This is a genomic window from Larkinella harenae (genome assembly GCF_054780515.1).
The window spans coordinates 2,381,652-2,402,219 of sequence record NZ_BAAGWE010000001.1 but is presented as its reverse complement, the minus strand read 5'-3'; the positions used below and the strand labels follow the sequence as shown (position 1 = coordinate 2,402,219).

19 protein-coding genes are annotated in these 20,568 nt (G+C 50.4%); 13 read left to right on the top strand and 6 right to left on the bottom strand.

From position 1 onward, the window contains the following. Window positions 1-167: 167 nt before the first annotated feature. Together ACYVH9_RS09880 and ACYVH9_RS09875 are read left to right on the top strand one after the other, a co-directional pair. The gene (locus ACYVH9_RS09880) at window positions 168-1,382 is read left to right on the top strand and encodes a proline dehydrogenase family protein (RefSeq protein ID WP_460636145.1); all 1,215 of its coding nucleotides are present in this window, start codon (window positions 168-170) and stop codon (window positions 1,380-1,382) included. Between the two features lie 351 nt (window positions 1,383-1,733). Beyond that, entirely contained in the window at window positions 1,734-2,615 is an 882-nt protein-coding gene (locus ACYVH9_RS09875; RefSeq protein ID WP_460636144.1) for an AraC family transcriptional regulator, read from the top strand. Between the two features lie 31 nt (window positions 2,616-2,646). On the opposite strand, the gene ACYVH9_RS09870 is transcribed toward ACYVH9_RS09875, so the two are convergent. Then, window positions 2,647-2,871 carry a hypothetical protein gene (locus ACYVH9_RS09870; RefSeq protein WP_460636143.1) on the bottom strand — a complete coding sequence of 75 codons (225 nt, stop codon included), beginning with the start codon at window positions 2,869-2,871 and terminating at the stop codon, window positions 2,647-2,649. A gap of 532 nt (window positions 2,872-3,403) precedes the next feature. Between ACYVH9_RS09870 and ACYVH9_RS09865 the strand changes: the two genes are divergently transcribed. Continuing rightward, window positions 3,404-6,097, top strand: coding sequence for an MGH1-like glycoside hydrolase domain-containing protein (locus ACYVH9_RS09865; RefSeq protein WP_460636142.1), 2,694 nt, complete (start codon window positions 3,404-3,406; stop codon window positions 6,095-6,097). 49 nt (window positions 6,098-6,146) lie between these two features. Here the strand turns inward: ACYVH9_RS09865 and ACYVH9_RS09860 are convergent, their stop codons facing one another. Further along, entirely contained in the window at window positions 6,147-6,491 is a 345-nt protein-coding gene (locus ACYVH9_RS09860) for a hypothetical protein (protein WP_460636141.1), read from the bottom strand. 296 nt (window positions 6,492-6,787) lie between these two features. On the opposite strand from ACYVH9_RS09860, the gene ACYVH9_RS09855 reads away from it, so the two are divergent. Both ACYVH9_RS09855 and ACYVH9_RS09850 read left to right on the top strand, forming a co-directional pair. Beyond that, window positions 6,788-8,944 carry a tetratricopeptide repeat protein gene (locus ACYVH9_RS09855; protein ID WP_460636140.1) on the top strand — a complete coding sequence of 719 codons (2,157 nt, stop codon included), beginning with the start codon at window positions 6,788-6,790 and terminating at the stop codon, window positions 8,942-8,944. Between the two features lie 117 nt (window positions 8,945-9,061). Beyond that, the gene (locus ACYVH9_RS09850; RefSeq protein WP_460636139.1) at window positions 9,062-9,496 is read left to right on the top strand and encodes a DoxX family protein; all 435 of its coding nucleotides are present in this window, start codon (window positions 9,062-9,064) and stop codon (window positions 9,494-9,496) included. A 6-nt stretch (window positions 9,497-9,502) separates the two neighbouring features. Here the strand turns inward: ACYVH9_RS09850 and ACYVH9_RS09845 are convergent, their stop codons facing one another. Then, window positions 9,503-10,432, bottom strand: a complete 930-nt coding sequence (locus ACYVH9_RS09845; protein WP_460636138.1) for an AraC family transcriptional regulator — start codon at window positions 10,430-10,432, stop codon at window positions 9,503-9,505. A gap of 195 nt (window positions 10,433-10,627) precedes the next feature. Here ACYVH9_RS09845 and ACYVH9_RS09840 point away from each other — a divergent pair, with 195 nt between their 5' ends. The 8 genes from ACYVH9_RS09840 (at window position 10,628) to ACYVH9_RS09805 (ending at window position 16,612) form a co-directional block, all read left to right on the top strand. Next, the gene (locus ACYVH9_RS09840; protein ID WP_460636137.1) at window positions 10,628-12,166 is read left to right on the top strand and encodes an aldehyde dehydrogenase family protein; all 1,539 of its coding nucleotides are present in this window, start codon (window positions 10,628-10,630) and stop codon (window positions 12,164-12,166) included. A gap of 109 nt (window positions 12,167-12,275) precedes the next feature. Beyond that, entirely contained in the window at window positions 12,276-12,659 is a 384-nt protein-coding gene (locus tag ACYVH9_RS09835; RefSeq protein ID WP_460636136.1) for a DUF779 domain-containing protein, read from the top strand. Between the two features lie 44 nt (window positions 12,660-12,703). Next, window positions 12,704-12,946, top strand: a complete 243-nt coding sequence (locus ACYVH9_RS09830; protein ID WP_460636135.1) for a hypothetical protein — start codon at window positions 12,704-12,706, stop codon at window positions 12,944-12,946. Between the two features lie 24 nt (window positions 12,947-12,970). Continuing rightward, entirely contained in the window at window positions 12,971-13,849 is an 879-nt protein-coding gene (locus ACYVH9_RS09825) for a cell division protein FtsX (protein WP_460636134.1), read from the top strand. A gap of 64 nt (window positions 13,850-13,913) precedes the next feature. Then, window positions 13,914-14,117 carry a DUF3098 domain-containing protein gene (locus ACYVH9_RS09820; protein WP_460636133.1) on the top strand — a complete coding sequence of 68 codons (204 nt, stop codon included), beginning with the start codon at window positions 13,914-13,916 and terminating at the stop codon, window positions 14,115-14,117. Next, entirely contained in the window at window positions 14,114-14,893 is a 780-nt protein-coding gene (locus ACYVH9_RS09815) for an undecaprenyl-diphosphate phosphatase (protein ID WP_460636132.1), read from the top strand. The genes ACYVH9_RS09820 and ACYVH9_RS09815 overlap by 4 nt, the downstream gene beginning before the upstream one ends. A gap of 88 nt (window positions 14,894-14,981) precedes the next feature. Next, a complete protein-coding gene (gene truB, locus ACYVH9_RS09810; protein ID WP_460636131.1) occupies window positions 14,982-15,671 on the top strand; it encodes a tRNA pseudouridine(55) synthase TruB in 690 nt (229 codons plus the stop codon). Next, window positions 15,668-16,612 (top strand): bifunctional riboflavin kinase/FAD synthetase, encoded by a 945-nt coding sequence (locus ACYVH9_RS09805; RefSeq protein WP_460636130.1) that lies wholly within the window; start codon window positions 15,668-15,670, stop codon window positions 16,610-16,612. Before truB ends, ACYVH9_RS09805 begins: the two co-directional genes overlap by 4 nt. 5 nt (window positions 16,613-16,617) lie before the next feature. On the opposite strand, the gene ACYVH9_RS09800 is transcribed toward ACYVH9_RS09805, so the two are convergent. Genes ACYVH9_RS09800 through ACYVH9_RS09790 form a run of 3 tightly spaced genes read right to left on the bottom strand, consistent with a single transcriptional unit; the run spans window position 16,618 to window position 20,532 of the window. Then, entirely contained in the window at window positions 16,618-18,108 is a 1,491-nt protein-coding gene (locus ACYVH9_RS09800) for a PQQ-dependent sugar dehydrogenase (RefSeq protein ID WP_460636129.1), read from the bottom strand. A 2-nt stretch (window positions 18,109-18,110) separates the two neighbouring features. Continuing rightward, a complete protein-coding gene (locus ACYVH9_RS09795; RefSeq protein WP_460636128.1) occupies window positions 18,111-19,241 on the bottom strand; it encodes a plastocyanin/azurin family copper-binding protein in 1,131 nt (376 codons plus the stop codon). Next, window positions 19,231-20,532, bottom strand: coding sequence for an enolase C-terminal domain-like protein (locus ACYVH9_RS09790; RefSeq protein WP_460636127.1), 1,302 nt, complete (start codon window positions 20,530-20,532; stop codon window positions 19,231-19,233). Before ACYVH9_RS09790 ends, ACYVH9_RS09795 begins: the two co-directional genes overlap by 11 nt. Window positions 20,533-20,568 lie beyond the last annotated feature (36 nt).

Genomic DNA, 20,568 nt, shown 5'->3' with positions numbered 1-20,568 from the left:
AGAATCCCGTTGGCACCCGGCTTGACAGGTTGAGAATGTGGCCCATGCAGAAAAAACGGCTCTTTGCTACTTTGGTTTCAGAAATTGTCCATGTATCATTCAATTTTGTCGAAACACTGGGCACCGCGATTCCATCGTTAGCTTTGTAGAAAAACCGTACTAAAACCATGCAGGTTAAGTCCATCATTCCGCTTGATAACACTGCTGATGCATTTGCGTATAAATCCAATCATCAACTGAAAAAAGCCCATGCGTTGTTTTACCTGATGAACCAGAACTGGCTCGTTAAACTGGGGGCCCGGCTAACGTCCCTGGCGGTCGACTGGAAACTCCCGGTCAACGGGCTCATTCGCTCAACCATATTTGAGCAGTTTGTTGGCGGAGAAACGCTGGACGAAACCTCCGGCCTGATCAGGAAGCTGGAGCAGTTTCAGGTGAAAGTGATTCTGGACTACGGTGCCGAAGGCAAAGAAACCGAGGCCGATTTTGACAAGATCAAGGCAGAGTTTGTGCGGGTTATTGCCTTTGCCGCCAGCCAGTCAAGCGTTCCGCTGATTGCCATCAAAATCACTTCACTGGCTCGTTTTGCCTTACTCGAAAAATTAAACGACCTGGCGCTGGTTTCAAAACTGAATACCGTGGTGGATACAAGCCCGTTAACGCCGGAAGAAAAAGAAGAATGGAATCGGGTGGTAAAACGAACGTTCGAACTATGCGAAACCGCAGCCCAGCACGGTATCGGCGTGCTAATCGACGCGGAAGAATCCTGGATTCAGAACACGATTGATGCACTCACAATGGATGTCATGCTGGCTTATAACAAGGAAAAAGCGGTGGTTTTCAATACCATTCAGCTATACCGCCACGATCGGCTGGATTTTCTGAAAGTAAGCCATGCCCTGGCCCGCAAAAACGGGATTATTCTGGGGGCCAAGATTGTCCGGGGAGCCTATATGGAAAAAGAGCGTAAGCGCGCCCAGGAAAAACAGAAAACCGTATTGATTCAGCCCGATAAAGTTGCCAGCGATACCGATTTCAACAAGGCGGTTGCTTTTTGTATCGAGCATCTCGATACGGTTTCGCTGATTGTGGCCAGTCACAACGAATTCAGCGTCCAGTATACAGTCAATCTACTCCAGGCTGACGGCTTGCCTTTGGATCATCCCCACGTTCATTTTTCCCAGCTGTACGGCATGAGTGATAACATTACGTTCAATCTGGCCAAAGCGGGTTGCCACGTCAGCAAATACCTTCCGTACGGCCCGATCCACGATGTGATTCCGTACCTGATGCGACGCGCTCAGGAAAACAGTTCCGTTGCGGGCCAAACCAGTCGTGAATGGTTTCTTATCCGAAAAGAAATGAGCCGACGCAACATTTAGTCCCGCACCCGCTTATTAACTAAGCTCCGGCAATTGCTCTTCCATGTTCTTATCGAAGTTGGTTTATTCCAGGAATCCAAAATCAAATTCGGAGAATACCATATCTTACTTTTAAATCAATTTCATTTGTCAAACATTTCATAAGTATTAATCAATAATCGACAAATATTATCCTGCGCGTTGGTCAATTAACAAAATAGGATTAATATTGATATACGTCCCCATTACGCAGAACAAAACACACGGTAATCAAATTTAGCCCTGTTCCTATTTTCCATGAATCCAAAATGCCTTAGCGTTTTGGTATTATTTTAAGATAAAATAGTTAGGCTATCTATTTATCGTGTTACCATGAAAGTAGTAGAGTTTACTCCTCCTGTTCCGCAAGAAGATTGTGTACTTGTCGAAGAAGATCTTTTACCGCATTTCTACAATTACTTCCACCGGCACAAACAGCTACAGATTACCCTGATCATCAGGGGAAGCGGGACGCTTATGGTCGGGAACTACAGCCAGTCGTTCAAGCCCAACGACATCTACATCATTGGTGCCAATCAGCCCCATATTTTCAAATCCGATCCGCAGCATTTTACAGAACCGCAAGCGGGCAACGCACACGCGATTCACGTATTCTTCGATCTGGAGCGAATTCCCAAAGCATTTCTTGATTTGCCGGAACTGGATCTGATCAGCCGGTTTCTCACCACGATTCAGTACGGTTTGCAGCTTCCAGACAAACACACCCATCCAGTAACCGGTGTGATTCGGAAGTTAAAAAATAAATCCAGTTTGGAGCGGCTATTGTCTCTCCTGAAGCTCTTCCAGTTCTTCTCAAAAGAGGTGAAGGAATGGAAATCGCTGCATACGGGTTTCGCGAGTTATCCGATTTCAGAATCGGAAGGCATTCGAATGAATGATATTTTTCAGTTCACACTCGATCACTATGCCGAAAACATCACGCTGAACCGGATTGCCGACGTGGCCAACATTACTCCGCATGCGTTTTGCAAATACTTCAAGAAGCATACGCGCAAAACCTACAATACCTTTCTGAATGAGATTCGCATCAACGAAGCCTGTAAGCGAATCATCAACAGTAATTACGACGGCATATCCACCATTGCCTATTCAACTGGTTTTAACAGTGCAACCAATTTTAACCGCGTGTTCCGAAAAACCACCGGCATGTCGCCCAGAGACTACATCCGGGCCTACAAAAGCAAAGACCGTTAACCCGCAGTCTTCGGCCATCAATAGCATGGCTTCAATCAACCATCATAACGGCTGAACGGGGAGATAGGCTTTCCAGCCGTATAAATTGACTTTTGAAAATGCGTTGGGCCGTCACCTTCAGGAGCAGGCATTCTCCCGGCGAATGAACGATTTTTCCGGCCAGTTTCAGCCTTGGCTGGCTTTCACTATAAGTCCGTAGAAAAGTCCCCTGCCCGCTTGCCCAGAACGGTTTTTTAAACAAAAAGCGCAGCGGCATGGTTTTTACCATTCAGGCCGATTCAATCTGGACTTCACTCCAACAGTCCCAGACTAGCAACATGCTAATTAATAACCAATTGCTATTAATTAGTCTACCAAACTAAGCTCACTGTTTTCGTTCAAATAAAACGCCCGATCAGATGCTAACCATTACTTATCCATCCCTTTTCCAACCTCCGCAGTTTCCTGACTTACAAAAAGTTGGCATCATCATTGATATTCTGAATGAATACCACTAGAAAATTTTCACGGACTGACTGAAAATAGCGCGGACAATTTGATCTTGTTCAGCTTAGTACTCGTATTATTACTTATACCCTGCCCAAAAATTTCCATTCTCTGCTCCTGCCTAACCCGACCGAAAAGCGTATTTTTTACGGTTTTTAGAAAAAGAATTGACAAAAAACTAACCTGTATATAAAGCCACTTTTAGAATAGACTCTTAATTTAAGGCGACAAACGGTTTTTGGGTCGTTTGGTCAACCACCTTTGTAACTTGATTTTTACCTTTCACCGTACCAGGAACTTACATGGAATACAAGCTAAAGATGGAAAACAGCGTCGAACGCGAACGAATTTATAGCCGTGCCGACAACAAAGGCTGGAAGAAATGGGGGCCTTATTTATCGGAACGTTCCTGGGGAACCGTCCGCGAAGATTATAGTGTCCATGGCAACGCCTGGGGCTTTATTACCCACGACATGGCGCGCTCACGGGCCTATCGCTGGGGCGAAGACGGCATCGGAGGCCTTTCCGACAACAAAGGGCACGTCTGTTTTGCGCTGGCCTTCTGGAATCACAACGATAGCATCATCAAAGAACGACTCTTTGGGCTGACCGGGCCGGAAGGTAATCACGGTGAGGACGTGAAAGAGGTTTACTATTACCTGGATAGTACGCCCACTCACTCTTACATGAAGATGCTCTACAAATATCCGCAGCAACCGTTTCCGTATACGCAGTTGGTAGAGGAAGGGCGCCGTCGAAACCGCTTGCAACCGGAATTCGAATTGGTGGACACGGGCATTTTTGATACCAATCAGTACTTCGATATTTTCATTGAATACGCCAAAAACAACGAAAATGATATTCTGATCAAGGTAACGGCCCATAACCGGCATACCGAAGCCGCTCCGCTGACGGTTTTGCCGACGCTGTGGTTTCGCAACACCTGGTCTTGGGGCTATGAGCAATATGCCTATAAACCCATTTTAAGTGGTATTTCTACTACCCAGATAGCCGTCGATCATAAGATTCTGGGCAAATACCGGCTCTACTGCGAGGATGCTGATGAATTGTTATTCTGTGAAAACGAAACCAATTCGGAGCGGCTTTATGGCGTTCCGAACGAATCGCTGTATTGCAAGGACGGTGTAAACAACTACATCACAAGCGGTGACAAAAAGTTTGTCAACCCCAATCAGATTGGCTCCAAAGCCGCGGCCCGGTACACCCGCACGGTTCCGGCCGGAAGCTCCGTGACCATGCGCCTGCGGTTTAGTCAGGAAACACACAATGGTCAACCGTTTGCGGATTTTGATACCATTTTCAACCAGCGTGTCAAGGAAGCTGACGCCTTCTACGATCAGTTGCAGAGCAATGTAGCCGATGCAGAACTGCGGAACATTCAACGGCAGGCTTACGCCGGAATGCTCTGGAACAAGCAGTTTTATTATTACAACGTCAACGAGTGGCTGAAAGGCGATCCTAAAATGCCCACCCCGTTTCACGGCCGGGCTTATCAGCGAAACTCCAGCTGGCGGCACATGTACACGGCCAACATTCTATCGATGCCGGATAAGTGGGAATACCCCTGGTTTGCTGCCTGGGATCTGGCTTTCCATACCCTGACACTGGCACGCCTTGATCCGAATTTCGCCAAACGGCAGCTGGCGGTTATTTTGCGCGAGTATTACATGCACCCGAATGGGCAAATTCCGGCCTACGAATGGAATTTTAGCGATGTAAATCCGCCGGTTCATGCCTGGGCAACGTGGAAAGTCTACGAAATTGACCGGGATATGAACGGCAAAGGCGATGTCAACTTCCTGGAGCGCGTCTTCCATAAACTGCTGCTGAATTTTACGTGGTGGGTCAACCGGAAGGACGTTAGCGGTAACAACATCTTTGGCGGGGGCTTCCTGGGCCTTGATAATATTGGGGTGTTTGACCGCAGCCAGCCGTTGCCTATGGGAGGGCATATTGAACAGGCCGATGGCACGGGCTGGATGGCCATGTATACATTAAATATGCTGCGGATTGCCTGCGAAATTGCTCTGGTCAGACCGACCTACCAGGACATGGCCTCCAAATTTTTCGAACACTTCCTGCACATTGCCGCAGCGATGAAAAATCTGGGGGGGCAGGGCATCAGCTTGTGGGACGAAGACGATCAGTTTTATTACGACGCCCTGCATACACCCGACAACGCCAGTATGCTGCTTAAAATTCGTTCGATGGTTGGCCTGATTCCGCTGTTTGCCGTGGAAATTCTGGACGATGATCTGCTGGAAAGACTGCCGGATTTCAAGCGCCGGGTGGAATGGGTGCTAACCAATCGACCCGACCTGGCATCGATGATTTCGCGCTGGCACGAACCGGGTAAAGGCGCCACACACCTGCTCTCGCTCCTGCGTGGGCACCGGATGAAAATGTTGTTGAAGCGGATGTTCGACGAAACGGAATTTTTATCCGACTATGGCATTCGCGCTCTGTCGAAATACCACGGCGATCATCCGTACGAATTCAATCTGAACGGCGAAATCTTCTCGGTCAAATACGTTCCTAACGAATCCGAAACAAGCCTTTTTGGAGGAAACTCAAACTGGCGTGGCCCCATCTGGTTCCCGGTGAATTACCTGTTGATCGACTCCCTGTTAAAGTTCTATAACTACTACGGCGATGATTTCGAGATCGAATACCCGACCAATTCCGGCGAGATCATGAGTATCAAAGAAGCTACGGTATTGGTGGCCGAACGGCTGGTGAACATTTTCCGGCGCGATGCAACGGGTAAAATACCGGCTTACAACGGTTTTCAGAAGTTCCAGGATGATCCGCATTTCAAGGACCTGCACCTGTTCTTCGAGTATTTCCACGGCGATAATGGCAGTGGGCTGGGCGCCAACCACCAAACCGGCTGGACAGGTCTTGTAGCCGATCTCATTGAGTTCTTGTACCAGCATCGACTCCAGAAAGAACCCGCTCACGCGAAGGTTTTATAAACGCAGAACGCCGGAGCATGCTCCGGCGTTCTGCCTATTTTCCAGTACGTTACATATTCCGGCAAACATATTGATTCCAATACGTCCCATCGTCAACCTTAATATTGTTGGGCGTGTTTTCGATGATCGGATGACCATCATAAAAGCAGGCATCTCCCTGGATTGTTATCTTACCCGGTTCAAACGGTATATCATCACTGGGCATAAATCGGTTAAAGTTAGTTTTGTTAACTCTTACCAATAAACGGTAGCCTACCGGGCAGTCGGCCAAAAGAGCCTGCACCGCAGCACAAGTATTTGGCTGGTGATCCTGAACACTGCAACGACCGAATAAACCGGTAAGTGTCAGAAAAACGGCGAACGTACGCACAACTTTTGTACAGTCTGTTTTCATACTGGTAAGTGATTAACGTGAGGGAAGCAAGCCGTGTGTGTGAAATACTACACCAAGGTAAATATTTTATAAACACAATTTAATACAGGTAAATTCATATGAAATAAAATTGTATTATAGAAAGAACCGGTTTTGTAAACACCACGGAATAGAGCGGTTGTCAAAATTTCAACCAACCGTTATTTTTTCCTTTTATTTGCCGGTGACTCACTTAGTACCGACTGATACCGCACTTTATTTGGCACATCCAGGTAAAAACCGTACCTTCATCCTGCCCGTCCTAACTATTGCTGCTGATGCCAAGATTGCTATGCAAGCTAATTGTGCTGTTGTACTGTGTCGTGTTTCAATCGATAGCAGGCCATTCTTCTGGATTTTTCCCCGACCGGCGGACCGATAATGATTCCGTTCCACGTTTGAATAATACCGCACTCCGTTTGGCCCGGAACAAAAATTACTCCGGCGCTCTGCAATTATTGCAAAGAGCCGCTTCCGGCCGTGTTTCCGATACGCTATTGTATAATCAGGCCATTGTCCTGAGCCATTTGAAGCGATACGAAGAAGCCAGCCAACTCCTCCAACGGATTCCGACGTTTGCCCACGCCCAAGCCAACCAGGGCATCTTTTACTGCATGAGCGGGGATACCAAAATGGGGCTGACGCTGCTGGAAAATACGCCAGGTGGCAAAGGTGCAGACAAAGTGGCTTTTAATCGGGCGGTGGCCCACCTGCACGCCAACCAGTTTGATGAAGCCGGACAGGCAGCTTCCGAGGCCCTTCGGCTACGGGCGAATGAACCCGTGTATAAACTCGTTAGGGCCGATGCCCTGCTGGGCCTGGGCAAATTTCGGGAAGCGCTCAACCTGTACCAGTCGCTGGATAAAAATCCGGATGTCAGCAAAATGCTGCCGGTCCGGATCGGGAACGCCCTGCTGGGTTTGAAAGAATACGAGGATGCCGCTGAAACGTTTACCGATTACCTGCTTTCTGGTGACCGCACACACCAGGCCGACGCCCGATTTGGATTGGCCAATGCGTTTTACGGTCAAAAGGAATACACCAAAGCCGTGGCCGAATACCGAAGGGCCGTACAATTTCGGCCGCAGTGGGTAGAAGCCCGCACAGGACTCGGTAATGCCTTGTGCAGCAATCGTGATTACCGTTCGGCCCGGATCGAGTACGAAGCAGCACTGGCGCTGGCTCCGGAAAACCCAAACGTGCACCTGGGTCTGGGGGTGATCAGTCATCGACAGGGATTACACGAGCAGGCTCTTGAACATTTTTCGCAGGCGCCAGACCTGTTCGACAACAAAGACAAAGACCTGGCCGACTGCTTTTTGAGCCTGGGCCTTACCCTATCGGAAATGAACCAGCTAGACTCCGCACTGGTTCACCTGAACGTTGCCATGCGGTTGAATAAAGACCATCCGTCAGCTTATGCGGGCGCGAGCGAAGTGTACCGCAAAAAAGACAGTTTTCGGTATACACTCGCTTATCTGGAAAAAGCCATTCGCCTGTCTCCGCAAAATGATAAGATGCTGACCAACAAGGGGAATATGTACCTCAAATCGGGCGATATGGATGAAGCACACGATAATTTTTACTGGGCCCTTCGTCATAATCCACAGAGTATCAACGCGCTGAACGGTTTGTCAATCGCCTTGTTGGAAAAAGATCGAATTGAACAGGCCGAGGATGTGCTCGATAGCTTGATCAATCGGGGCCATCATAAGGCGTTTCTTTTCAACAACCGGGGCATTGTTCGTTCTTACCTGGCCCTCAAAGCCGAGAAACAGAGAGACATGAACAAGGCCCGGCAGTATTACTACCGCTCCATTCGCGACTACGAGCGCTCCCGGGACCTCGATTCGACGCATAAAACCTACTACAATAATTTAGGAAACGTCTATAAAAACACCGACGAATACGACAAGGCGTTAAAAAGCTACCAGGGCCACCTCGACCGCAGTGCCATCAACAACATGGGTGTTTTGTACGCCCGAAATGCCAATGGCGAATACGGTCGGCATTTTCTCAACATTGCCATTACCATTGATTCGGCCAGCCTCGTCTACCAGTTTAACCGCTACAAAGTATACAAAGAGTACTTCAAGGATTCACTGGCCAAACGACCGGATATCCTTCTGGCCCAGAATCTGATGCCGACCAACTCCATTAGTTCGAAATACAGCAAAGACGGTTACATCAATATCTACCTCTACGACTATGATTTCGAGCATTATGAATTTCCGGGCGAACACTTCTTCCCGATCCAGAAAAACCAACCGATTCCGCCCGACTACCGCGCCCTGGACGATCTACTCACGATGGAAGTAGTCAAAACGCCAGCCAGCCTGCGCGTCCCCGCCCCGGTCCGGGTTACCAGCAAACGAATGCCAAAACCCCGACGTACCCGAATGGCGGGCAGTACGAAATGTCCAAAGATTATATAGGGCGCTTTTTTAAACCGTACCCTCTTCCCGGTCTACCCTCTAAATTCGTACAACAAATTCTTGCTTTTATCTAAATAGGCAGGTAACTTAGGTGAGTTTCACCAAAAATGCAACGTCATGAATGTGTTACAACGAGTTGAACACTGGGGTGATGCGCATCACCCCGCCTGGATTGACGCACTACGCATTATGCTGGGAATTATCCTGTTCCTGAAAGGAATTAGTTTCATTGGCGATACCGACCACCTCTACTCCCTGGTGGGCGGTAAACAATTTGGTCTGACACCGGTTTTTCTGGTTCACTACGTGGCTTTTGCCCATCTGGTGGGCGGCTTGCTGATTGCGATGGGCTGCCTGACCCGTTTATCGATTCTGCTCCAGTTGCCGATCCTGGTCGGTGCCGTGTTTTTCGTCAACGTCAGCCGCGGTTTTTCCGCTCTCAATTCTGAGCTCTGGCTGTCGGTGGTTGTTCTGACTCTAATGCTCCTGTTTCTGGTGGTTGGCTCCGGAAAGTTGTCGGTTGACGAGTACATGCGTCGGCACGATCACTAAAACTGCTTACGAAACCTGCTGCTTGTACTGACGCGGACTGATCTGCTCGACAGTCCGGAAAGCGCTGCTGAAATGCGTCAGGCTGTTGAAGCCCGATTCGTAACACGCATCCGTAATGGATTTGGCCGGATTGCCCAGAATCTGCTTCGCCAGCCGGATGCGTTCCTGAAGGATAAATTGGATGGGCGACATCCCCAGTTCATTTTTAAACAGACGGAAGAAATGCGATTTGGATAAACAGGCACGGTTTGACAGATCATCAATCGCCAGGGTCTTCGTCAGATTACGACGAATGTATTCCACCACGTAGGCCAGCCGGTGCGTGTTCATGTGTTGCTTCGCCTGATCAACCAGCACGCGCCGGGCCTGCGTTTGCAGGAGTCGGACAATCAGCTCTTCCAGCGAATTGTAGATAAAGAACGGTTTCATGACATTATTCTCGCGGTACAACCGGATGATCTTGTCGATGAGGGAACTGATTTCAAAACCGTTCTGAAAATGATAGTTGTTCGTATCGACTTCCCACAACTCGCTGGGTTCGCTGCGCGGGTATTCTTCGTTGAGGTGATTGACGGTTTGCTGGATAAACTCCCCCGAAATGGTCAACGCAATGCATCGGGTCGGATTTTCGCGGGTGGCTTCCGGAAAATCGATCTTCATTGGTTTGTTGGCCGGCAACACCAGCGACTCACCCGGCAGGTAGTCGAACGGTTTTAATGCGTCAATATGCATCACTTTCTTGCCCGTCAGCATACTCGTCAGCACGGGCGAGTCAAATTCCAGCTCCACCAGTTGCGCCCGCTGAAACGTCTCAAACAGGTTTAGTTCAGCCACATCATGACTGAGGGTCAGCTTGTTTTCGACCAGCGTATTCAACCGGCCACCCCAGGATGGCACCATCTCTTCTTCACGGACAGACTTTCTTCCCACTTTCATACGATCACCGATTCTATTTAAAAACCTGCTTATCACAATGGCCAACCCAAACCTACAATACGATACATTCTTCCCAATTTAGAAAGAGACGATACCGCAAGTTTTTGAGAGGATTGCGAAAAAAATCCTGCACTATTTCGGCAAAATTTGTCACAATTCAAACCCAGCTAATCAATTTAACGTATTCTTAAATTCATGGAAACCTTAGAAGCACCCGTAGCCACCCGCTCGGCTACTCAATTGGAACGACCTACATTCAAGAATCAGTATGAGAACTTTATCGGCGGCAAATGGGTAGCGCCCATCGGTGGCGAATACTTTGAAAATAACTCCCCAGTTGACGATAGTTTGATAGCCCGTGTGCCCCGCTCCAAAGCAGCCGACATTGAACTGGCGCTGGATGCCGCTCACAAAGCATTTCCGAGCTGGTCGCGCACGTCGGCCACCGAGCGAAGCAATATGCTGATCAAAATTGCCGATATCATTGAGCAGAACCTGGAGTTTCTGGCCCGCGTCGAAACCGTCGAAAACGGAAAGGCCGTCCGCGAAACGATGGCCGCCGACCTGCCGCTGGTGGTCGATCATTTTCGTTATTTTGCCGGGGTCATCCGGGCCGAAGAAGGGTCGGTGGCCGAACTGGATGCCGACACGGTTTCGATGATCATCAAAGAACCCATTGGCGTTGTTGGTCAAATCATTCCCTGGAATTTTCCGCTGCTGATGGCCACCTGGAAGCTGGCCCCCGCCCTGGCTGCGGGCTGTTGTGTGGTGCTGAAACCGGCGGAGCAAACGCCAACCTCGATTCTGGTGCTGATGGAATTGCTGGAAAATGTCATTCCGGCGGGTGTGATCAACATTGTCAACGGTTTTGGACCGGAAGCAGGCAAACCGCTGGCGCAATCGAAGCGCGTGGCGAAGGTGGCCTTTACGGGCGAAACCACCACGGGCCGGCTGATCATGCAGTATGCTTCGGAAAACCTGATTCCGGTAACGATGGAACTGGGCGGAAAATCACCGAACATCTTCCTTCCTTCCATCATGGACGCCGACGATGCGTTTTTCGACAAATGCATTGAAGGAGCCGTGATGTTTGCGCTGAATCAGGGCGAAATCTGTACCTGTCCGTCGCGTTTGCTGGTGCACGAGAGCATCTACGACGGTTTTATGGAGCGCGTCGTGGAACGTACCAAAGCCATCAAGCTGGGCCATCCGCTCGATACCGAAACGATGATGGGTGCGCAAGCTTCTAACGACCAGTTTGAGAAGATTCTGTCGTACATCGACATCGGCAAGCAGGAAGGTGCCGAAGTGCTCACCGGCGGTGGCCCGGCCCGGCTGAATAATGGTTTGGAAAACGGGTATTACATCGAACCGACCATCTTCCGGGGGCACAATAAAATGCGGATTTTCCAGGAAGAAATCTTCGGACCGGTGGTTTCCGTTACCACGTACAAAACCGTCGATGAGGCCATTGAATACGCCAACGATACGCTCTATGGTTTGGGTGCCGGGGTCTGGACGCGCGACGCCCACGAACTGTATCAAGTACCCCGGGCCATTCAGGCCGGTCGGGTGTGGGTCAACTGCTACCACCATTATCCGGCACACGCATCGTTTGGCGGTTACAAAAAATCGGGTTTCGGGCGGGAAAATCACCTGTCGATGCTCAACCACTACCGTCAGTCGAAAAACCTGCTGATTTCCTACAGCAAAAACAAACTGGGATTCTTCTAATCAATCGTGAATGACTGAATGATAGACTGATTGAATAGCTTCACCAACTGAAGACTAACCGTAAATCCATTCACTCATTCTATCATTCAGTTGTTCTATCATTAAAATCATGACCTTATCCCGCGTTGATTCAACGGAAGCAGCCAATATCATCATCGACAAACTACGCCGGGAACATGGCGACCTGATGTTCCACCAGAGTGGAGGATGCTGCGACGGTTCGTCGCCCATGTGTTTTGCCAAAGGCGATTTCCTGATCGGCTCCTCCGATGTCTGGCTCGGGCAGATTCACGGCTGCGATTTCTACATGTCGGAAGACCAGTTTGAATATTGGAAACACACGCACCTAACCGTTGATGTAACACCGGGCCGGGGAGCTAGTTTTTCGCTGGAGATTCCGCTGGGCATTCGCTTCTATATCCGCTCCCGGCTCTTTGAAATGGAAGAACTGGAGCGGTTACCGCCCGTTCACGTTGGGCCCGCAGAAATTTAATCCGCCCATTACAGCCCAAACCCGACGACTATTCGTGGTGTTTATTGACACGAACCGTTCCCGGTCATGCCGATCCGAGCCGCCCCGTACGAGGCACGGCCAGTCGAAACCGTCGGGAACGGTTTTTCGATTTTTTGCGCCAGAAACCCAGCTCCACCACCCGCGCAACAGCTCCTGATTCAGCCACCGAACTCTTAATTTTTCCTAAATCTCCCCTCTTCCCGGTTTTCGACACCGACCATTCCGGCAAAATCCATATTTTTGTACCCATCGGAAGCTGGCTGTAAACTTTTGCCAGGCCGGGATTTTCTATGGCTGCAAAAAAGAAAGTGGGTGCGTATCCAAGCGGGATGATACTTTTCAGCCTGACTTCGGCCTTGTTTTTAATTGGTTTTTGCGGATTATTGGTGCTTCAATCCAAAAAACTGGTGCGCTATATCCGTGAGAACAACGAAGTACGTGTTTTTCTGGACAAGGATCTGAGCACCGACAAACTTGAGAAATTACAGGCTGAGATTGCTAAAAAACCGTACGTCCTTTATAATGGGACCTCTCCCCAGATCACATTCGTCAGTAAAGACGTGGCGGCTAAGGAGTTCATGGCAGATACGCAGGAGAATTTCAGCAATTTTCTAAACGAAAATCCGCTCCGCGACAGCTACCGCATTAAGTTGCAGGAAGACTATTTTGAAGAAGTCCGGCTGCAGGAAGTTAAAGACGACCTGGAAGATGTCAACGGCGTTTTTGAAGTGATTTATCAGGAGAACATCGTCGACGAAATCAACAAAAACATTACCAAAATCTACATCATCATGTCCGTTTTTGCGGTCATCATGCTGGTGATTATCATTGTCTTAATGAACAACACCATTCGGCTGGCGCTGTATTCCCAGCGGCTTCTTATCCGGAGCATGCAGCTTGTCGGTGCTACCAATGGTTTTATTCAGCTACCTTTTCTCCGGCGCGGCATGTTTCAGGGGCTAATCAGCGGGGTTGTGGCAGCCGCCCTCCTGTTTGCGTTGCTGCAAATTGCCCTCCGCAACATCGACGGCTTAGCGACCTTGCAGGAATGGGAGAAAACCGGTCTTCTGCTGGGAGCGGTCATCGTCCTCGGAATAATTATCGGACTGATCAGCACATTTCAGGCCGTTCACCGGTATCTTCGCCTGTCACTGGACGAATTATACTGATTACAACTTTTCAATAAATCTGCCACAGCAGGCTGTTTATAATCTGCGTAACCCCAGTTCAAACATGAGCAAACTTCCTTTTGGACGCGCCAATTATACCCTGATGATCATCGGCGTGGTCGTTATTCTGTTCGGTTTTATCGTGATGAGTCTCGATACCGAAGAATTTGGCTTTGGTACGCTAGGGCTTACCATTGGCCCCCTGATTGTCATGGGTGGCTTTATTCTTGAATTTTTTGCCATTTTGCGCCGACCCACGAATCAATGAGTTTTTTTCACGCGATTATTCTCGCCATTATCGAAGGACTGACCGAATTTTTGCCCGTATCGTCAACGGGTCACATGATTATTTACTCCTCCCTGGTTGGCATCAGCCAGGAAGAGTTCACCAAATTGTATACGGTTAATATTCAGTTTGGTTGTATCATTTCCGTTCTTGTCCTCTACCGGCGCCGGTTTTTACAAACGACCGATTTTTACCTCAAGCTTTTCGTAGCTTTTCTGCCCGCAGCGGTCATCGGTTTCTTACTCAACGACTTCATTGATTCGCTGCTCGAAAATGTAACTGTTGTGGCTATTACGTTGCTTCTGGGCGGTATTTTGCTGATTTACATCGATAAAATCTTCAAGCAAATCCCACGCGATTACGACGTTACATTCCCGGAAGCGCTCAAAATCGGCTTTTTTCAGTGTATCGCCATGATTCCGGGCGTTTCCCGGTCAGCCGCAACCATTATTGGTGGAATGACGCAAGGCCTCACCCGCAAACAGGCCGCCGAATTTTCGTTCTTTCTGGCTGTTCCAACGATGGCAGCCGCGACGGGTTATAAACTACTGAAAAGTTACAAAACCATCCAGTCCGACGACATCCAGGTGTTGCTGGTCGGCAACCTGATTGCCTTTATTGTGGGGCTGCTCGCTATCCGTGGCTTTGTTGGCTTCCTGACCAAATACGGCTTCAAAGTATTTGGCTATTACCGCATTGTGCTGGGCCTGTTGTTGCTTGGCTTAATGGCCGCGGGGGTAAAACTGGATATTGTTTGATTGAACTGCCTTGCTTTGAATTAGCGTTATGCGGGTCAACCGGGCCACGTAATGCTCGTTCAAGACAAGGCAGTTCACCTATTTTTACATGGACGAAGGTCAACTCATTCTCATCGACAAACCGCTGACTTGGACGTCGTTCGACGTGGTCAAGAAGCTAAAGTTTGCCTGCAAATTCAAAAAAATAGGCCATGCCGGAACGCTCGATCCGCTGGCAACCGGGTTGCTGATTCTCTGCACTGGCAAAATGACCAAGCAGATTGACAGTTACCAGGCCCAGGAAAAAGAATACACGGGTACGCTGGTACTGGGCAAAACCACCCCTTCCGTTGATCTGGAAACGGAGTTTGACGCTGAATTTGATACCACGGCAATCACTCCGGAATCCGTGCAGGAAGCCGTTCGGCAACTGACCGGTGTCGTCGACCAGATTCCACCTATTTACTCGGCGGTCCGGGTCAACGGCGAACGGCTGTACGAACGCGCCCGCCGGGGCGAAACCGCCGATAAAGTAGAAGGGGGAATTAAATCCCGTACCATTACGGTTTCTATCTTTGACGTCACAATCGATCGTTTTCCCGAAATTGATTTCCGGATTGTTTGCTCAAAAGGGACTTACATCCGTAGCTTAGTGCGCGATTTGGGATTGTTTTTGCAAAATGGCGCCTATTTGAAAGCGCTCCGCCGGACGCGAATTGGGGATTTTCGAATTGAAGACGCCGATTCCGTCGACGGTTTTATTCGCAAATGCCGCCCCGCTGAGTCATTACCAGCATGAAAATTTACCACGGAACCGATACATTTCAACCCATCCCCTACGCCGTCGTCACCAGCGGTACCTTCGACGGCGTGCATTTGGGTCATCAAAAAATCATTAGCCGGTTGACTGAAATTGCCCAGCGCGGAGACGCATCGGGGCAACAAGGCGAAACCGTTGTGATTACCTTCTGGCCCCACCCGCGTACGGTGGTTTCCAACGACAGTCAGGGCCTGAAACTGCTGTCGACCCTGGAGGAAAAAACTGAATTACTGGAAGCTGCGGGCGTCGATCATCTGATCGTGATTCCGTTCACACGCTCCTTTTCCGAGCTCTCATCGGCGGAGTTTATTCAACAAATTCTGGTTGATACGATTGGCACCAGGAAGCTGGTCATCGGCTACGATCACCACTTTGGCCGAAACCGCGAAGGCAGTTTTGAGTACCTGAAGCAACACGCCCACGAATACGGTTTCGAGATTGAGGAAATCCCCCGTCAGGACGTTGAAGATGTGGGTGTTAGCTCTTCCAAAATTCGCAAAGCCCTGCTGGAAGGTGACCTGGAAACCGCCACCAAGTTTCTGGGACGCCCCTACAGCCTGAGCGGTACCATCGTGAAAGGTCAGCAACTGGGCCGCACCATTGGCTACCCGACCGCCAACATTCAGGTTGACGACCCGAGCAAGCTGGTTCCGGCCAACGGTATTTATGCCGCCGAGGTAATCTACAAAGGAGAAAAACTAGGGGGAGCGATGAGCATCGGAACCCGGCCCACCGTCGGGGGTACGCACCGCACCATTGAGGTCTACATTTTCGATTTCAGCCAGGAAATTTATGGCGAGCACCTCACCGTCAATTTTATCGAATACCTGCGCCCGGAACTGAAATTTGACGGTTTGGCCGCTTTGGTCGATCAGATGCAACTGGATGTGGAGCGAACCCGGGAAATCCTGAACCGTTGAACGGGTTATGGGCTTGATTTTACTTTATTGAGCGTGTAGCAAATCAGTCGGTTGGCCAGCGGTTCGCCGTTGGTGGCTTTGATAGCACCCAGCGTCAGTTCATAAATTAGTCCCGGTTTCAATTCCGCCAGCGTCAGGAAAACTTTCTTCCGGTCCTTCGAAACAGTAACGGTTTTTACCGGCACAGCCTGCACGTCAAACTGCGGAGAACCGTAACTTTTGTGGTATTCGTAGCGGTAGTGCCGAAATTGATAGTGCTCGGGTCGCCCGGCGGTGGCGGGGTCGATGGGCTGCGTAAACGTCAACTCAAAGCCGGTTGGTGTCAGGTTCATGGAGTAAACATCCAACGGCGGTTTTCCGGAAAAGACAATCCGTTGAATGCCCTGCGCACCCGCCCAGCCGTGATCATTCTGGCCCGTCCACAAGCTGCCGTCTGGTGCAAACGCCAACCGGTTATTGCCTTTTCGAAGCCCCTGTCCGTCCAGAAACGGAATGCAGGCTCCCTGCAACTGCCCGTCAACCTCTTCCAGCATGACGCGAACAATCCGCTCCTGGTTCATTTCGCCGATAAAAAGCTGCCCCGCAAACGGCCCGAATTTTCCGCCGGTATTATCCAAAATGGGTTGCGTAATGGAGTTCGCCATAATACCGTGCGGAAACAGAACAGCGGCTTTCGTACGCATGGCTTCCAGGTCTGAAACCGGCATCGTGAGCGGATTGCCGCCCCGCCAATTCGCCTGCCAGACCAGGCTGGCCGGATGCCCGTAAAACTTGCCTTCCTGCACAGCATACAACGGGCTGGTTCCTACCCAATCGCCCTGATTATCGGTTGCGAGCAGACGGCCCTTGGCGTCGAAAGCCAGGCCATTTGGAGAACGAAAACCGCTGGCATAGGGCACCAGTTTATGACTAGACGCCGTTAGCTTCACGATCCAGCCCCGGTATGGCACCGGCGAAAACATCTGTTTCGGATGGTCGGTGGCTACGGTATCGCGCAGCCCCCGCACCTCACTTCGCACCCCGCCGTTCGGAGAAGCCGTGTTCAGGCCGATGAACAGATTACCGTCTTTGTCCTGGATGGGGCCATAATTGAACTCATGGTAATTGCCCGAAATCCCGAATGCGTCGGTTATTTTTTCGTACAGATCCGCTTTACCGTCACCATCGCGGTCTTTCACGCGGGTTAGCTCCGGGCGTTGCATGATGATCAGCTCCGAATTGCTGACGACCAGAATCCCCAGCGGCTCGTGCAACCCTTCGGCAAAGAGGCTCCATTTTTTCGTTTTTGGATCATAAAACATCACCTCACCCCGGTGAAAGGAAGCGACCAGTCGGCCATCGGGCAAAAACTCAATGGCTCCGGTTTCGGCACTTAATCCGTCAGGCATCGGAATCGTTTCGACCCGATAGGCCGCTTTCGGAACCGGTTTGGGACCGTTCGGAATAGCGGCAATAAACAGCCCGATGAGTAAAAGAATCAGCACGGTTTTTCCCATGATCAGTCGGCTTTTTTCGTCATGGTGATGGTAAACTGGTGGGCTTCGGCAGGTGATAATTTCAGCCAACCAGCCTCCCACTGGCCACCCGACGACTGATAACTAACCCCGTCATTCGGCTCGGTAATAAACCAGATTGCTTTTTCAGCTTTAGGAATTTTAAAGGTCCGGATCAAACCGGATGCATCCTCCTTCGCCAGAATTTGCTCGTAAACGTCTACCCCATCTACCGTATAATGAAACTCTGGATACCGGTTGATCAACTGATAGCCTTTATAATCAACTGCCGGAGTTCGGAACGCTCCGGTCAGTTGGATGGGATAAGTCGTTTTGTCCCGGAAGAAAACCGTTCCGATTAGTTTAGCTTCCGTATCGCCTTTGCCCGGCCAGAGCCTGGTTTGGTCCAAAAAGCCACCCTCCCAGGCGTAGCGCAGACGGCAGGTTCCGGCGTCCCAGCAATAGGAAAGGCCGTTCGGAAGACTGACGGCAATGGCCGCCGGACTAGCATCGGGCATGAAAATTCGGTAGAGAAACGGCGGCTCGGGCTGGTAGGGATGAAAGCGTTGGGCTGCGTGCTGCGCGTGATTGACCTGCGGGGTTGTTTCCGCCCTTCGCTGGGTTTCGGGAACGGCTTTATCTTCTTTTAAAGGCGGCAAAGCGCCGTTGGTCACGTACATGGCCCCATACATGACAAAACCGTGCCCCGGAAAGGTGCAGACGTACGGATAAACACCCACTTCTTTGGGCGCGGTAAACGAAATAGTCCCGGTTTCTTCCGGCACCACCACCGGGATTGTCCACAAAATGGCCGCCGATTTAGGAATGTAATTAACGGCAGGTCCTTTTTCGCCCAATTTCAAAGCCGCGTCAACAATTTCTTCCCGCTTTCCAGGCCTGGTAATCACCAGATTGTGCGCCATATCATCGGTATTTTCCAGTGTAATCCGGACTGCTGCGCCGGGTTTCACCTGAAACCGAACCACGTCAAACTGCAATCCGGGAATGGCTTTCAGCGAAACCGTCGCCGTTGAATCAGCAGCCATTCCTCGCCCACCCGCAATAACCATCAACAGCAGAAAAACCAGTATCCACCCTGGCGTTCTGACTGGTAGAAGAACGGTTTTAGCAGGCATACGGAAACCGGGATTCGTAGTGACTGGAAGGGGCCAGAATGCCCCCACTCCGTTGATAGAAATCATCATCCAGCTCAAAAACACCGTTTTTGGGAGTAGTCCAGGGGGCACCGGCCACTGGGTGATACCGCTTCATCGTGTTCCAGTCCCGATAATTCATGTCGCCGTTGGTTTCCAGCAATCCCATGCCGATTCCCGGAAATGGAGCCAACCGGGCGGCCAGGTTTTTGTGCCAGTCAATCAGAATCGGATTGACCGTCAAATCCGCGCAGAGACACGGCACTCCGCACTCATGCGCCAGTTTGGCTACTTTCAGCGACAGGCTCAGCGTTTTAGCGATTCCCTTCAGTACCAATGCCCCGTACCCCTGCTGGAGCCGACGCCGGGCGCTGGCTTCGTCGTGAATGCTCTCGTCACCGGCCACCGGAATGCCGATATCCGATACGTCTTCGTCGTTTTCTTCCCGCAGCGGTTCTTCAATCAGCACAATTTGATCCAGCGCGCCAATGCGTTTGGCATGATCCAGATAGCGCTGTAAGGTTTCTTTTTTCTCGTACCGGGCATTAGCATCGAGCGTGTACACGATCTTGCCGGTAGCGATCTGGTCAGTGGGCGTACTGCCGATGGCACGGTGAATTTCGGTCAGCCGCTCCATGTCCTTCTGTACCATTTCTTCCTGCGAACCGGGGTAACCGGTTTTGATTTTCATCACAAAATACCCGTGCTGCACGGCCTGCCGCAATTCCTCCACCGGCATTCCGTAGGGCACCTGGTATAGGATGGCTACTTTGTTGTTGCGGTGCGATAAGGCCGGGCGATACAGTTCTGGAATCAGTTCGTCGAAACTCTTCAAACCATTTTCGGCGGCAACCAGCAGCCAGGCGGCATTGTCGATGCTAATGAGGGCGTTGTAAATAAAATTGGGGTTCAGGTCCGATTTCCCCGTGATACGGATGGCTTCCCGCACCACTTCCGGCAACAGGGCATCCAGTAACGCGACGGGGTTTTCAAACGGGATTTGTTTCACCAGTTGCAGGGTTCGCTCCGTCAGCGCGTACATCAGCGCATTGCCGCCCGCTTCCGAGTAGGCCGCAAACAGGTCGGCATCGCCATACAACACGCTCTGGGTCGCCAGACCGATGGCATGGGCCCCGGTTTCGGATTGAAGCCGAGAAACGGTTTGCCACAGCTCGGTCAGGTAACCGCCCTTAAAACCAATCGGCCGAATCAATTTTTCCCGCTCAAACGTAGAATCGGTCTTCGTGACCCGAATGGTTTTGCTACTAGCCATAAGCAACGTCACCCACCCGGGAGTCACCGGGCGAGC